General features: G+C 54.3%; 11 protein-coding genes. 2 read left to right on the top strand and 9 right to left on the bottom strand.

Going from position 1 to position 15,163, the window contains the following annotated elements:
• The 4 genes from QNK41_RS21380 to QNK41_RS21365 form a co-directional block, all read right to left on the bottom strand.
• The coding region (locus QNK41_RS21380) for an aldehyde ferredoxin oxidoreductase N-terminal domain-containing protein (protein WP_319261382.1) at positions 1–227 on the bottom strand (227 nt) is incomplete at its 3' end.
• Positions 228–254: 27 nt separating this feature from the next.
• On the bottom strand, positions 255–2,363 hold the full coding sequence (locus QNK41_RS21375) for a (Fe-S)-binding protein (protein WP_319261380.1): 2,109 nt from the start codon (positions 2,361–2,363) through the stop codon (positions 255–257).
• 74 nt (positions 2,364–2,437) lie between these two features.
• Positions 2,438–3,397, bottom strand: coding sequence for an electron transfer flavoprotein subunit alpha/FixB family protein (locus tag QNK41_RS21370; RefSeq protein WP_319261377.1), 960 nt, complete (start codon positions 3,395–3,397; stop codon positions 2,438–2,440).
• Positions 3,398–3,465: 68 nt separating this feature from the next.
• The gene (locus tag QNK41_RS21365) at positions 3,466–4,251 is read right to left on the bottom strand and encodes an electron transfer flavoprotein subunit beta/FixA family protein (RefSeq protein ID WP_319261375.1); all 786 of its coding nucleotides are present in this window, start codon (positions 4,249–4,251) and stop codon (positions 3,466–3,468) included.
• A 633-nt stretch (positions 4,252–4,884) separates the two neighbouring features.
• On the opposite strand from QNK41_RS21365, the gene QNK41_RS21360 reads away from it, so the two are divergent.
• Positions 4,885–6,717, top strand: coding sequence for a L,D-transpeptidase family protein (locus QNK41_RS21360; protein ID WP_319261373.1), 1,833 nt, complete (start codon positions 4,885–4,887; stop codon positions 6,715–6,717).
• Between the two features lie 53 nt (positions 6,718–6,770).
• Here QNK41_RS21360 and QNK41_RS21355 read toward each other — a convergent pair whose 3' ends face one another.
• The 5 genes from QNK41_RS21355 to QNK41_RS21335 form a co-directional block, all read right to left on the bottom strand.
• A complete protein-coding gene (locus QNK41_RS21355; RefSeq protein WP_319261370.1) occupies positions 6,771–7,739 on the bottom strand; it encodes an oligopeptide/dipeptide ABC transporter ATP-binding protein in 969 nt (322 codons plus the stop codon).
• Entirely contained in the window at positions 7,736–8,746 is a 1,011-nt protein-coding gene (locus QNK41_RS21350) for an ABC transporter ATP-binding protein (RefSeq protein ID WP_319261368.1), read from the bottom strand. The genes QNK41_RS21355 and QNK41_RS21350 overlap by 4 nt, the downstream gene beginning before the upstream one ends.
• Positions 8,747–9,127: 381 nt before the next feature.
• Positions 9,128–10,294, bottom strand: a complete 1,167-nt coding sequence (locus QNK41_RS21345) for an ABC transporter permease (RefSeq protein ID WP_319261366.1) — start codon at positions 10,292–10,294, stop codon at positions 9,128–9,130.
• On the bottom strand, positions 10,294–11,253 hold the full coding sequence (locus tag QNK41_RS21340; RefSeq protein WP_319261363.1) for an ABC transporter permease: 960 nt from the start codon (positions 11,251–11,253) through the stop codon (positions 10,294–10,296). The genes QNK41_RS21345 and QNK41_RS21340 overlap by 1 nt, the downstream gene beginning before the upstream one ends.
• A 9-nt stretch (positions 11,254–11,262) precedes the next feature.
• Positions 11,263–13,368 carry an ABC transporter substrate-binding protein gene (locus tag QNK41_RS21335; protein ID WP_319261361.1) on the bottom strand — a complete coding sequence of 702 codons (2,106 nt, stop codon included), beginning with the start codon at positions 13,366–13,368 and terminating at the stop codon, positions 11,263–11,265.
• Between the two features lie 626 nt (positions 13,369–13,994).
• On the opposite strand from QNK41_RS21335, the gene QNK41_RS21330 reads away from it, so the two are divergent.
• On the top strand, positions 13,995–15,163 hold a 1,169-nt coding region (locus tag QNK41_RS21330; RefSeq protein WP_319261358.1), incomplete at its 3' end, for a Xaa-Pro peptidase family protein.

The following is a 15,163-nucleotide window of genomic DNA, read 5'->3' as shown; positions in this document are numbered from 1 at the left end:
TTACAACCGGTTGCGGGTGTTCCGCACAACAGACCGGCGCTGAAGATCAATAGATTTTCGGGAGAAAACGGCTCAACTTCAGGGGGAACGCGATCCCACAAAATCTTGGCATTCGTGCCCAGACCGCCCAGGTAAAGCTCGGTGTCTTTCGGGTTTGTAGCAACCTTTTCTATGTTTCCCCGGGTTAGATCAACTTCCAAATTAAACCCTGTTTCTGCGTACCTCATTTTTCAACCCCTTCTAAATATATCTTATTACGCCATATTTTTTTCCACGATTTCGGCGATATCCATTGTTTTGATCTCCTCTTCCTTTCCCAACTCTTTCATCCCGTCTTCGATCATAGTCAGGCAGAAGGGGCAACCCACCGCGACATTTGTGGCTTGGCTATCGATTATTTCTTCCGAACGCGCCAGATTGATTCGTTTACCGATGGTCTCCTCCATCCACATTCTTCCCCCACCAGCCCCACAACAAAAGCTTTCCCGTCCGTGTCGGTCGAGTTCTTTGACTCCGCCTTTAGCAACGGATCGCAGGATCGATCTCGGTTGATCGTAGATGTTATTGTAGCGCCCGAGATAACAGGGATCATGATAGGTCAAAGCGCCGTCGAGGGACTGTTTCAATTTTATTTTTCCTGCCTGGACGAGTCCATCGATGAACTCGGCATGGTGGATCACCTCGTAATTCCCCCCCATTTGCGGGTAATCATGTTTAAGGGAATTAAGACAGTGCGGGCAGGCCGTAATTATCGTTTTAACCTTATAGGCGTTCAGTGTGGCGATGTTTTCCTCGGCCATCATCTGGAACAGCATTTCATTGCCGACACGTCTGGCAAAGTCACCGGTGCACTTTTCTTCCACACCCAGCATGGCGAAGCTGATCCCTGCTTTTTGCAGGATTTTAACCAGGCTGATGGATACTTTTTTGGATCGATCATCGAAGGAACCGGCACATCCGACCCACAGCAGATAGTCGACGTCCGGGTCGTCAGCCATTATTTTGACGTCCAGCCCGTCGGCCCAATCGGCGCGTTTGTCATAACCGATTCCCCACGGATTGCCGTTGCGCTCGAGCCCTTTCAGCGCCGGATTCAGCTCTTTGGGATACGCTTCCGCAATCAAGGTCTGCCCCTGCCGCATGGCGATGATCCTGGGCACATGTTCAATGGTCACCGGGCACACTTCTTCGCAGGCACGGCAGGTCGTACATGCCCACAGTGTCTCTTCTGCGATGACCTCGCCAACCAATTGCTTATCGCTGTTCAGTGCGGCGATCGCCTGCTTGGTTTTTTCAAGTTGCTCGGCATCCTCGCTTTGCCGGAGGGTGGATGACAATTTGGCCCGCTTGATTATTTTTTCTTCATTTTCTGACAGTTCCAATTTCAGGGAGTCATTGAATTCATGCAGGTTCAAGGGTTTGTCAGTGATATAGGTCGGACAGACATCTTTGCATCGTCCGCATTCGGTACAGGTGTAAAGGTCCAGTCCCTGCTTCCAATTGAGTTGATGGATATGGTTGATCCCCAGGGATTCTTCCTCCCAGGCGGTTTCGTCTTCCAAGTCCAGCGGTTTGGTTTTTTCATGGGGATAGCCCAAGCTTTTCAGGAAAACGTTGGGAAGCGCGGTAATCACATGGAAATGCTTTCCGGTAGGAAGAATATTTAGAAATATCAACTGCGTACAGATGTGCACCCAAAACATCATCACCAGTATGGTGAGGTTGGCGTCAGCGTTTAATCCCGAAACCAGACTGGCCGCACCCACCGTTACCGGTGTCCAGAGAAATTCAGAACCATACTTCAGATTGTTGAAGTAGTGAATATTTTCCGGGTTGTCATACAGTTGGATCAGATTGTAGCGTGCGCCATCGTACAAAAGATCCGACACCATCAGGATCCCGATCATCACCAAGACCAAATAGGCTTCGAACGTGTTGTGCATGCGTTTGGGTTTTAAAACGGCACGCCGATAAATGGCCAAGACCACCATCAATAAAACGATGCTTTCCATGACATCTTTTATGGCGACATAAAGGTATCCGAACAGATAATCGCCACCTAAAAACGGAAGGTGGTAGCCTTCCTGAAATCCTTCTCCATACAGGGTCAGGCTGCGAATCAACAGGATACAGAATCCCCAGAAGATAAACGCATGCATCAAGCCCGAACTTCTCTCTTTTTCTCTTCCGACCAGGCGTTTCTGGCCGATGGCCAGAACGGCCATGTTGATCAGTCGCTCCTTCAGGTGATTGGCTCTATCGGTGGGTTCAAGTGCCTTTAACAACCGTATTTTTCGAACCATCGACCGACCGAAAACGGTCAATCCGACAATCAGTAAAAGGGCCATCAATAGGGGATTCACAGTTGCCTCATCAACTCATGGTTAGCTGTTCTAAAGCCAATGCGTGACGCTCGCTGCGGCAGTCGATTTCCGGCCTAATTTCTTAATTTTTTAATCTCTTCGCGCAGAATCGGCACCACCTCGAAGAGGTCGCCGACGATACCATAGTCAGCCACGTTGAAAATGGGTGCTTCGGGATCTTTATTTACCGCCAGAATCACTTGTGAGCCGCTCATACCCGCAAGATGCTGAATGGCGCCGGAGATCCCGATGGCCATATAAAGGGTCGGTGCGACAATCTTGCCGGTTTGCCCGACCTGCTTGTTGTGGGCCATGAAACCGCCGTCTACCATGGCGCGGGAAGAACCAAAACCCGCTTTAAGATCGCCGGCCAACGCTTTTACCATATCGACACCGGCTTGATCCTTGGCGCCCCGTCCCACAGAAATGACCACGTCGGCATCGGCAAGATCGATTTCACCGCTGGCATCCGACAGGAGCTCCCTGATCACAGCCTTTAGATCAGGTGCCGGAGCGGAAAGCCGGACGACGTTTTCGGTTCCTGTGATCGCTTCCGTCGCCTCGAAGGCACCGGCTCTGACCACCGCCACCAGCTGTCCTGTATTGATTTTCACCCGCTGCATGACTTTATTGGCAATGGCGGGTCTGACTATTTCGATTTGATCGCCTTCGAGCAACACGTCGGTAATTTCCGTCGCACAGGCGGCATCCAGTTGCGCGGCTACTCTTGGGGCGGCGGCTTTGCCGCTTTCGGAAAAACCGAACCAGATCAGATTGGCACCAAATTGTTTGGCGGCGTCGACGACACAGGATGCGAATGGACCGGCTGAAAACAGCTCCAGCCCAGGATCATCGGCGATATATTGCGTATCGGATCCGGCATTGACCAGGTCGGGAATTAAAGACTCCAGGTCGCTGCCAATCGCCACGATTGCGGTTTTGGCACCGAGCGCTTTGGCTTTTGATAAAAGTTCGGCTGTGCTGCCTTTCAATACACCTTGTTTGATGTCTGCAATCACGAGTACGTTAGCCATGATAGTGTCTTCCTTGGTTTAATCCGGTTAGGGTCCGATAGGATCGTGAACCATATATTTTAAATTGGTTATAACACCTTGGCTTCATTGGCCATAAGAGCGACAACCCGGGCGGTGATGTCGGCAGCGTCGCCTTCAAATTTTTGCCCGGCCGTGCGCGTTTCCGATTTCATGAATTCAGCGATTTCCGATTTAGGCGCGGTGCCGCCGACGTCATCATACGATGTACCCAGGGCCGCCAGATCCATTACATCGATTTTCTTTTTCTTGGCCATCATGAGGCCGCGCATCTGAGGCAGCCGCGGTTCATTGATACTGTCGGTAACCGTGATCACGGCGGGCAAGGTCAGTTCGACAATTTCGGTTCCGGCGTCACCCAAACGGGAGACCTTAAGGTGCTGGTCGTCGATGACCTCGATGGCGACCACATTGCTGACGCAAGGCAATCCCAGGCGCTCCGCAAAGATAATTCCGGTTTGGCCATTATCTGTATCCTGGGCCTGCTTACCGGTGATAACCAGATCATAGCTTCCCTTTTCGTAAACCTTTTGCAACACGGTGGCATAGACAAACGAATCCGCTCCGGCCAGTGCCGGATCATCGATTTGAATCGCGTTTTCAATCCCCATGGCGAAGCCTCTGCGGATGATTTTGGTATTGTCTTCACCACCACCGATACTGACCAAGGTTGTTTCCGCCTGGTTATTTTCCTTAAGTTGAACAGCGGTTTCCACCGCATTTTCATCCCAGGCATTCATGACGTACTGCAGTCCGTCTTCAACAATCGCTCCGTTCTCCACCCTGATGGTCAATTCCACATCAACTACCTTTTTAATGGTTGTGAGAATTTTCACCGTTTCCTCCTGATATTTTATGTTGCCTTGGTTCGGATAATTTATCTGGTGTCGATTTAAGATTGAATGAATCCTGGACAATCAAACCCACGTAATTCAGGGGTGACCTATCAGGCATCCTAATGAATCGGGGCGGCTACGCTTAAAAACCACAATGTAACTATATTGTAGCTACTTTGTGATTATATGAAGATTTCTCAATGGGATGTCAAGTATTTTTTAAGCTGAAACAGCTGAACCGGTCCGTCATGCAATGGTTTTCTGCATCGCATGGTGGGCCAGGGGCGATAGGGTGTAGAAAAAAAGTTCACATCCTGATGAATCTGGTGTTTATTTCTTAAATAATGGGAAATATAATTCACAATTTAGCATTTTGTCGATACCCCTTTAAATCACCGAGCTCTGCATCCTTCCGGAATAACGACTAAAATCACCTTTACATAAAAATCACGCAGTTGGTCCGTTTCTTGAATTTGAGCATGGGTAGATTGCCCGATCCGCCGGTCAAAGATGCTGCCAAAGACCCTATGACCGGTGTACCGCAATGGTTCGATTCTCCGTTGGCGGCTTTGCCTTGCAGCCAACCATGCCGGAACACCGCCGGCAAACTGAAAAAAAACGATAGAACAACCCATGAAGCCACAAGCTATCATAACACTCCTTTTGATGATGGTCGCTCTCTGTCAATCACCGACCATGGCAGCGGCAGAAACAACCCACGCGGCCGTCGAGGATGACCTGCAGGCATGGCTGACACCGATTGCGCAGGTTGGTGATGAAAAGTCAGACGCGACACGCGGCAACCTGCTGACTCCCGTGGCACGATTCTACCGCATGGTCGACTATCGGCCGGTCTGGGTTGATGCAAACGGGCTGCGATGGCAGGGGCAAATCCTCTGGAGGGCCATTATGGCATCCTCCAGCGACGGCCTCCGGCCGGACGACTATCTTTTCCCTGCGCTGGCGGAACCGTGGAACGATTCGGTTTCATTCTCCGATGCGATCCGTCTTTCTTACCTGAAGCGATATGTCCAGATGGATGTGGCCCTGACCGGCGTGATGCTCACCTATGCAAACCATCTGTGGCAGGGCCGCATTGCGTTGGAAACACTGACCCACATGGGGTTTACCGATCAGCCAGCGCGGAGCAGAGATCTGCCTGTCGAGCTGGCCGCGGCCGTGAAAGAAGATCGATTGAGCGCATTTCTTGAAGCATTGCAGCCCAGGCAAAAAGCCTATCGCCGCCTGAAATCCACCTTGAAGCAATATGAACAAATACGGGAAACCGGAGGATGGCCGGCAATTGCACCGGGCCCCTCGCTGCAGTTGGGAGACCAGGGCCCCCGCGTGTCGGCACTGCGCAGCCGACTGAATCTGTCTGGCGACCTGACCGCCGACCAGCCGGTTGACGATCTCAGATATGACCAGGGGCTGGAAACGGCGGTCATGCGGTTTCAGTATCGTCATGGACTGGTTCCGGACGGCGTTGTCGGCCGAAAGACGCTGGCCGCCATGTCCGTACCCGTTGATGATCGCATCCTTCAGCTGCAGCTCAACATGGAGCGATGGCGATGGTATCCGGACAGTTTCGGTAAGCGGTACCTGATGGTCAATATCCCCGATTTCACGTTGAACGTAATGGAAGGGGACTGGATGGTCAGGCGCATGCGCGCCATCGTGGGCAAGTCACACCGAAAGACCCCTACCCTGTCCGGCCGGATGACTTACCTCGAATTGAATCCCTATTGGAATATCCCTCGAAGAATTGCGCGCAAAGATATCCTGCCCAAAGTCGTCAGCGACCCGGATTACCTGACCCGACAGGGCATCCGGGTATTTGACAGCTGGGATCATCAGGCCCCTGAACTGGATCCGACAGGCATCATCTGGGAGAACCTGTCATCGCGCTACTTTCCTTACCGTCTCAGGCAGGATCCCTCGGATGTGAACGCACTGGGGCGCGTCAAGTTCATGTTTCCCAACCCTCAAAGCGTCTACATCCACGACACCCCCGGCAAAGCCCTCTTCAACCGGCAGAAACGGATATTTTCCTCTGGATGCGTTCGGGTGGAAACGCCTCTGGACCTGGCCCAATACCTGTTGGACGGCCAGGGCTGGGACCGCACTCGTCTGGAGGCCGCCATGATGAGCGGACGGCGGCAAACCGTGGTGCTTGACGACCCCATTCCGGTACACCTGGTTTATTTTACCGCCTGGGTGGATGCGGATGGCACGGTGAATTTCAGGGAGGATATTTACGATCGCGATCGAGATCTGCTGATCGCCCTTAATCATCGCCATTCCGATATGATCGTCTGCAGCAACGATGCGATGAGAAACCATCTGATGGCGGTTTGTTCGCCATTGCCAACCGATCCCAACGCCATTGCAGATGCGTCGACACGCATCGCCTCCGCCATCGAGTCGACCGGCGACGTGGCCGGAGACCCGATGACCGGGCTCTGATGACGCCAAGTCCATCTATACATTCTCCGTGAGAGGGTGGCAGAGCCATGGCGTCAAGCCGCATTCCAACAGCGCACATAATGACCATCGCCCACCTTGACCATGTCGGCCGGTTCATGCTTGCAATCGTCGCCGTAGTCGGGGCATTGATCGCCAAAGGCACACCCATCGGGCAGCACAGCTCGCTGTAATTCAGCGCCCACCTGGGGTGACCACCCAACCTCTGTGGCTTCGGGAACCGCGGCCAGCAGGTTGAGGGTATAAGGATGGCAGGGCTTATCGAAAAGCACAGTTGCCGGCGCCGATTCCACAATGCGGCCGCGATACATCACACAAACATAGTCGCAAATATAACTGACCACGTTGAGGTCATGGGAGATAAACAGGTAGCTTAACCCCAACTCCGCTTGAAGATCTTTGAGCAGGTTGATGATCTGCGCCTGGATGGAGACATCCAGGGCCGAGATGGGTTCATCGCAAAGGACCAGTTTGGGTGAGACGCTCAACGCCCGGGCAATGCCTACCCGTTGGCGCTGGCCGCCGCTGAATTCATGGGGGTAGCGACCGGCACTGGCCGCCGGCATGCCCACCATATCCAGCAGCTGTCGAATCCGTTTTCGCTGGTCGGATTTGTTCTTGATGCCGGCCATGCGAACACCATCGGATATGGATTGGGCCACTGTCATACGTGGATTGAGAGAACTATACGGATCCTGGAAGATCATCTGAATCTGCTTGCGCAGGGGTTTGAACGCCCGCTCGGTCAGCGCGGTGATCTCCCGGCCGTCGAACTGAACGGTGCCGTCGTCGGGGTTCAACAGCCTGAGAATCAATCGCGCCACGGTGGATTTGCCGCAACCGCTTTCGCCCACCAGGCCCAGCGTCTGGTGGGGTTGAATCGTCAGATCCACGCCGTCCACCGCCCGCACATAGCTGCCCACCCGCTGAAGATAGCCCCGGCGCACCGGAAAATATTTTTTTAATCCCTCAACGCGAAGCAGGGGTTTGGCTGATAGGGTCATGCGTGCGCCTCCTCGGCCCGGTCCTGGGTGGCAAAAAGGATCGGACAGCGCGCTTTGTGCCCCTTTCCATAGTCGCAAAGGGCGGGAAACGCCTTTTCACAGGATGGCTCACGGAATTTACACCGCGGATGGAACGGACAACCTGTGGGTCGGTAAGCCGGATGCGGAACACTGCCCGGAATGCTGTAAAGGCGCTGGCCCCGTTTTTTTTTGGTGGGCAATGAATCCAAAAGCGCCATGGTATAGGGATGCCTGGCGTTTCCGAAGATGATGCCGGTGGTACCTTGTTCCACGACCACACCCGCATACATCACGTAGACCCGATCGGCAATGGCCGCCACCACACCCAGATCGTGGGTGATGTATTGGATGGCCATGTTTTTTTCCTGCTTCAGTTTTTTTAGCAAACTCAGAATCTGGGCTTGAACAGTGACGTCCAGGGCGGTGGTTGGTTCGTCGGCGATGATCAGGTCCGGTTCACAGGCCAGTGCCATGGCAATCATCACTCGCTGGCGCTGCCCGCCGCTGAGTTGGTGGGGATAGTCGCCCAGCCGCCCTTGCGGGTCGACAATGCCCACATCGTCCAACAGCTGGATCGTGCGGCGGCGAACCTCCGCCGTCGACACCCGTTCATGGACCAAAACCGTCTCGCCGATCTGATCGCCGACGGTAAACACCGGGTTCAGAGAGGTCATGGGCTCTTGAAAAACCATGGCGATGCGTTTACCCCGCAGGGCGCGCAATTCATCCTGATGCATATCCAAAAGGGATTGGCCGTCAAAGGTGATTCGGCCGCCGGCGATTGATGCCGGAGGCTGCTTGAGCAGTCCCAATATGGCCAGGGCCGTCACCGTCTTACCACAGCCCGACTCCCCCACTAAACAGACCGTCTCCTGGTGGTGGACTTTAAAATCCACCCCATCCACCGCCCGGGCCACGGGACCGTCGCCGATAAAATGGACCTGCAGGTTTTCCACGGAAAGCAATATGTCGTTTGGTTGATCCATAATGGGTTCTAAGTTCTGGGCACTTAAAAAAGATGAACGTCAAACATCGAACATCGAACGTTGAACGTCGAATAATGAGGTCGCTGCGTTCCGTTAATTATTTTCATCTTTTTCCATTCAACATTCGATGTTGGGCGTTCGATGTTCGATGTTCAGGGTTCTGGGTTCGCGAAGTGGTTTTCCAGCCCTCTCACCAGTTCAAGGTATAGGCGGGCGAGAAAGCCTTCATTTCGGATCAGGTGGCATTCAGAAAGGGTGGATTTTGGTTCAGGCCAAGGCCTCAGCATTTTGGTAACCGCAGGCGTAGCAGCGCTACGTCGAGGATTGTCAAAATGTTGAGAACACCGGCCTGGGCCGAAAGATGCCCTTTCTGAATACCACCTAGTTGCGTTCGCGAAGTTTTGGATTCAATATATCCCGCATCCCCTCTCCAAAAAGATTAAATGCCAGCACAACAACTAAAATCACCAAGCCCGGGGCGAATGTCAGCCAGGGGGCGTCAAAAATAAAGGCCTTGCCGTCAGACAAAATGTTACCCCATGTGGCGTGGGGGGGTGGTACACCGAAACCCAAAAAACTCAGCCCAGCTTCGGTGAGCATGGCCGACGCAATGCCCAGGGTGGCCGAGACCAGAACCGGCGCAACGGCGTTGGGCATGATGTGGCGAAAAATAATGCGGGCGTCACTGATGCCCAAGGCCCGGGCTGCGGCCACAAAGTCCTGTTCTCTCAATGACAGGAATTCGGCACGCACGAACCGGGTGGTTCCCATCCAGCTGGTCAAACCGATAATAACCATGATGTTGTAGATGCTCGGTGGTAAAAGGGCCACCACCGTGAGTATCAAAAAAAATGAAGGGAAGCAGAGCATGATGTCCACGGCGCGCATGATCAGCGTGTCCACCTTAATGGTGGGTAGGGCCAACCACTTCAGGTAGACGGGCAACGGTGACAGGCGGCGGTCGTGCTGTTTTTTACAGAGCCACCCGGCGATGGCGGCGATAGCCAGAAAAACCCCCGCTGATAATGCCTGTTGAAAAGCCATGACGACGGCCGCGATCAACAGCAGCCAGAAGAGAATATGTCCCATTTGAATATACTGCCGGCCATAGTAACCGGAGAAGCCACCGAGAAGAATGCCGATGCCCACGGCAATGCCAACGGCGACAAACCCCACGGTCAGTGACACCCAGGCCCCCTGAAGCATGCGGGCAAATACATCCCGGCCCAGATCGTCCGTCCCCAGAATATAAATGCCCAGGGCAGGAAGTTCCTCCGCACGCAAGGTGTCGGTGTTGGGGGAAGCCAAGGGGGGAAGCAACTTTTCCTGCAAACGCACACGAGCGGGGTCCAGAAACGGATCCTTGCCGGAGGTGACGGCCAGTCCGGCAACAGCCACGGCAAAAAAAACCATAAAAATCAGCAGGCCGGAAAAGGCCATCCGGTTCTTGCGCAGCAGGTGCCAGGTCTCCGCCCAGGGCGAGCGCGACGGCGGCATATAGGTTTCGTCGGTCCCCATTGGGTCGACAGGGTTGGCTGCGATCGGCATCAGAGTTTGATCCTTGGGTCCACCACCATGTAGAGCAAGTCCGAGATCAAGGTGCCCGCCAGCACCAATACGGCGGTGATGAAGTTGAGGGTTAATATGACCGGGTAGTCCCTGCCCAGAATCGCTTCATAGGCCAACCGCCCCATACCGGGCCAGGAGAAAATCGATTCGATAATCACCGACCCGCCGATGAGACCGGGCAGAATCAGTCCGAACATGGTCACAAAGGGCAAAAGCGCGTTTCGCAGGGCGTGCTTGTAGTAAACCGTTTCAGATGACAGTCCTTTGGCCCGGGCCGTTCGCACATAGTCCTGGCCGATAATTTCCAGCATCTGGCTGCGCACATACCTCGAGAGCACCGCCACACCGCCGGTGGCCCCGAGGATGGAGGGCAGCACCAGATGCCACGTGCGGTCCATGATCTGAACCAGCGGGGACGCCGATGTTACGCCGAACGTCTGCATGCCGATCACCGGCACGTGCAGTTTGGTGACGGTCAGAATGATCAGGATATAGGCAAAGAAGAAACCCGGGATGGAGATGAGCAGATAGGCCAGAAAGGTGGCGGATTTATCGTAGACCCCATCGCGCATGATGGCCGATCGTATGCCTACCGGGAATGAAAAGGTCCAGGTTAAAATGGTGCCCACGACGAACAGGGGCAGGCTGTTCAAAAAACGCTCCCATATCTTCCCCAGCACCGGAAGATTGTCACGCCAGGAGACAATGCGGCCGGTGAACAGATTTTTGTAAAAGAGCAGGTACTGGACATGCAGGGGTTTGTCCAGGTTGAACTCCGTGCGCATACGCGCCACCATCTCCGGCGTGAACTTGGGATTCAGCGGGTCGATCTGACTGGGTTCGCCCGGTGCCAGATGAATAATCAGAAAGGAAACCACCGAGACGAAAAAGAGCGTCACGACCTTTTGAATGATGCTTTTGCCGAAATATGCTATCATGGGCGCTCCCTATCCGTCGGCCGAAAACTCAGGCGGCCGATCCAGTTTGATCCACTGGTTGAAATGAAAGGTGTATCCGCCGGTTTTAGTGGGCACGATGGGTTTGTACACGGTGCGGCCGTCGGTCCCGATGACCGCCCTTACGATGCGCCTGTCCAATAAAGCGGTCCAGCGGCTGATATACAAAAAAGTGTAGGGCTGCTCAGCGGCAATGATTGCATGCAACCGGTGGCAAAAATCCACCTGGCGTTCATGGTCATATTCCTGTCTGATTTTTAAGATCAAGTCGTCGGCCTCGGGGTTGGAGAACCCCACGAAGTTGAGCTGAAAGGGACCGCTCTGGCTGGAGTGCCAGATCTGATACAGATCAGGATCGATGCCCATGGACCAACCCAGGATCATCGCGTCAAAGTCAAGCTGATTGACCCGTTTTTGAATGAAAACCGACCATTCCAGCAGATCGGTTTCCACCTGAATGCCGATCTTCTTCCAGGCATCCTGGGCAATGGCCAAAATGGCTTTGCGCAACGCATTGCCGTTGTTGGTGATCAGCGTAAACGCCAGGCGCTTGCCATTTTTTTGCAGATACCCGTCACTGCCGCGCTGCCATCCGGCCTGAGCCAATAGCTTAACCGCGCCTTGAGGATCGTAGGGCAGCGGTGCAATGTCGTGGTTATAAAAATCGGTCTGTTTGACAAACGGCCCGGTTATTTTTTCTCCCTGGCTGTACAGCACGTAGTCGATGATTTTTTGGGTATCGATGGCCATGCCCAGCGCACGGCGAACCCGGAGGTCGTTGAACGGTTCACGCCGCATATTATAGCCGATATAGGAGTAGCCAAATGCAGTGCCCGAAAAGCTCTGGAACCGTTCATCCTTTTCCAATCGCACCACCTGGTGGGGCTGCACGCTGTAATCGTCAATCGTGCCGGCGTAAAACTCCATCTCCTGAGTCAGCGAATCGGGAATGATGCGCATCACATATTCGTGGTAGTTGGGTGGGCCCTCCCAATAGGCATCAAAGCGTTTCAGGCGCACGTACTGGTCCGATTTCCACTCCTGGAACACAAACGGCCCGCAGCCGACGGGGTGCCGGCTGAAACGGCTCTGACGCATGGTGAATTCATCCGGATTCTGACCCCTTTCGGTCGCCTCTTCGGCAAGGACCTGGTCGTTGAGCAGGTGAGCGGGTAGAATCCCCATGCCCCAGGTTGCGAAAGCCGGCGAATAGAGCCGTTTGTATACAATTCGTACCGTCAGCGGGTCGACGACCGCCACCTGTTTCACCGGCTCGTAGTCGGGGATGCGGGGCGAAAGATTCTTGGGGTCGACAATAGACTCATAGGTAAACTTCACATCCTCGGCGGTGACCGCATACCCGTCGTGAAACGTGACCCCCGGCCGGATATAGAACTCGATGATGGGGTTGTGGGCAGTCGGAGGCAACAATTCCCGTGCCTTGGCGTTAAGCTGCGCTGAAGGCATTTCTTGATCTGTACTCACGTAAAGGGACGGGTCGAATGTGTCAAAATAGCTATTTCCCAATAGGCTGGCCAGGCGCTCAAAGAGCATCTGATCCACCTGATCAAGCACGATGCGAACCCGTTGGGGGCCTGCGGCCCGAATTGTTATGGTCTTTGTCTCTTCTCCTTCCCGAATCGAAAAGGTGTGGGTGGTATCTTCCGGCGGCAGCAACTCCACGGCTTTGACGTGCTGCCATTCCACAGTATGCGGATCCATGGCGGCGCGAAGGTTTGAGACCAGCGCAGAAGGATCGGGTTGACCCCACCGGGCGGTGACGGCATTCTCATTGATGTAAAAATAAGCATGTTCGTATATTTTCCAGCTATGGGCCACCCGACCGCGAAACTGGAGGTTCTCATCCCTATCGATGAGGCCTTCAAATACCAGCCCATTGATCTGGCTGCTGGCGCTGTCGGCGGAAAGAATGGGGTTGAGCATGGCGGCATCACCGGATGAACTGGTGATAAAATGCACCAGTCGATCCGGATTGCCCCGGGTCTGCTCCTCATAGGTGGGTACCCAGAAATAGGAGAGCATCAGCAAAAGAGAGACGATGGCCGGTGCGATGATGAGAAAGCGTCGTACGGTCATATGTGGCGGTTTACCTAACAGGCTGCTAATGGGGCCGCGATTGCCGGCCCGGATTAAAATTGACGGCTACGTAAAAAGTCCGATATCTGCGTTACGCTTCATCCCTCGTCACTGCGGCGTACAATCACTACGCCTCATTCCTCGAGATGGAACATGAATGTTCGCCGTAATGATGAAGATCGATATACTGTTCGCTCGCTAAAGCTCGCTTTCGCGGCCCGCAAGCCTTGATCTCGGCCTTTTTACGTAGCCGTCTGAAATTCAACTTATTACGGGTTCATTAAAAATAATCGATGTCACCTGGGAAAATGGTTCAGCTCCGCGCATACCGGATGGAAGTTGCGTTAGATTAGGCAAAAGCCCCGTTGAAGTCAAGGAAAGACGCACGCGCGGCTGGCATGCCCTGAACCCTATGGCGCCTTCGTCTGCGGGCGCTTGCTCGACAGCGAAAGCCTTCGGGAATGTCGACACGCCACCATCGAGCCGACCGGCGAAATGACCGCAGCCCCGGCGTCGAGATTTCCGAGCACTTGACTTTGCATCAGGCCGGGTCTTATTTTTGAGATTGACTGTCGATCTGCCTATTTATACGCAGCCTGCAAATCTTGAGAAAGGAGGTCACCCCCATGACCGACCCAGGCTTTTCCACGCCGAGAACTGAAATCGACGACCGCATCGAGAAACTCCAGCGACGGCTGTTGCAGGAGGGTATCGACGGTGCGTTGATTGTGCAGAATACCGACCTGTTTTATTTCTCGGGGACCATCCAGCAATCGCATCTATACATACCCGCCCAGGGCCCACCGCTGCTGATGGTTCGCAAAAATCTGCAACGGGCCCAAGAAGAGTCTCCCATAGCAACCATTCTGCCGCTTAAAAGCCCCAAACAGCTGATGACCCTGATTCAGGAAAATGGCCTGGAGCCACCGGCCGTTATGGGCATGGAGCTGGATGTACTGCCGACCAACCTCTTTTTTTCCTACAAGCGGCTCTTTCCGGCGGTGGACATTCGGGATATCTCCATACCGATCCGCATGGTTCGGGCAGTCAAGTCCGCTTACGAACTAAATCTGATTCGGCAGGCGGCAGCCTTTTCCGACCAGGTGGCGGAAACGGTACCCAGTCTGTTACGCGAGGGGTTGACCGAAATCGAATTGGCCGGAATGGTTGAAGCCCAGGCCCGGCGACTGGGCCACCAGGGCATTGTGCGCATGCGCCTGTGGGGGGCGGAAATGTTCTATGGACACCTCATGTCCGGCCCCGCCGCCGCAGTGCCCAGCTACCTGGCTTCTCCCACCGGTGGCGCATCGGTGAATGCTGCGGTGGCCCAGGGACCCAGTTTCCGAAAAATAAGACGCCATGAACCGATTTTATTGGATTATGTATTTGCCTGGAAGGGCTACATCAGCGACCACACCCGGATCTTCGCCATCGGACGCCTCCCGCAGGAATTGGTGGATGCCCATGCCCACATGCTGGACCTGCAGGAGCGGATCAAAGCCATGGCGACACCCGGCACGACCGCGGGCGATCTCTACACGGCGGCCGTGGAGATTGCAGTCCATAAAGGGGTGGGTGCGCATTTCATGGGTGCCGGAGCCGACCGAATACGCTTCATCGGTCACGGCGTAGGGCTGGAACTGGATGAATTTCCTTTTCTGGCCCATGGCCAGACGACTGAACTGGAGGAAGGCATGGTGATCGCACTGGAGCCGAAGCTGGTCTTTCCGGGCAAAGGGGTCGTCGGAATCGAGAACACCCATGTGGTCACCCGGAGCGGTCTCGACCAGTTGAC

The organism is Desulfosarcina sp., from assembly GCF_033791525.1.
Lineage (GTDB): Bacteria > Desulfobacterota > Desulfobacteria > Desulfobacterales > Desulfosarcinaceae > Desulfosarcina.
Note: the sequence above shows the minus strand (reverse complement) of the source record. Positions and strands in the feature narration are given on the sequence as shown.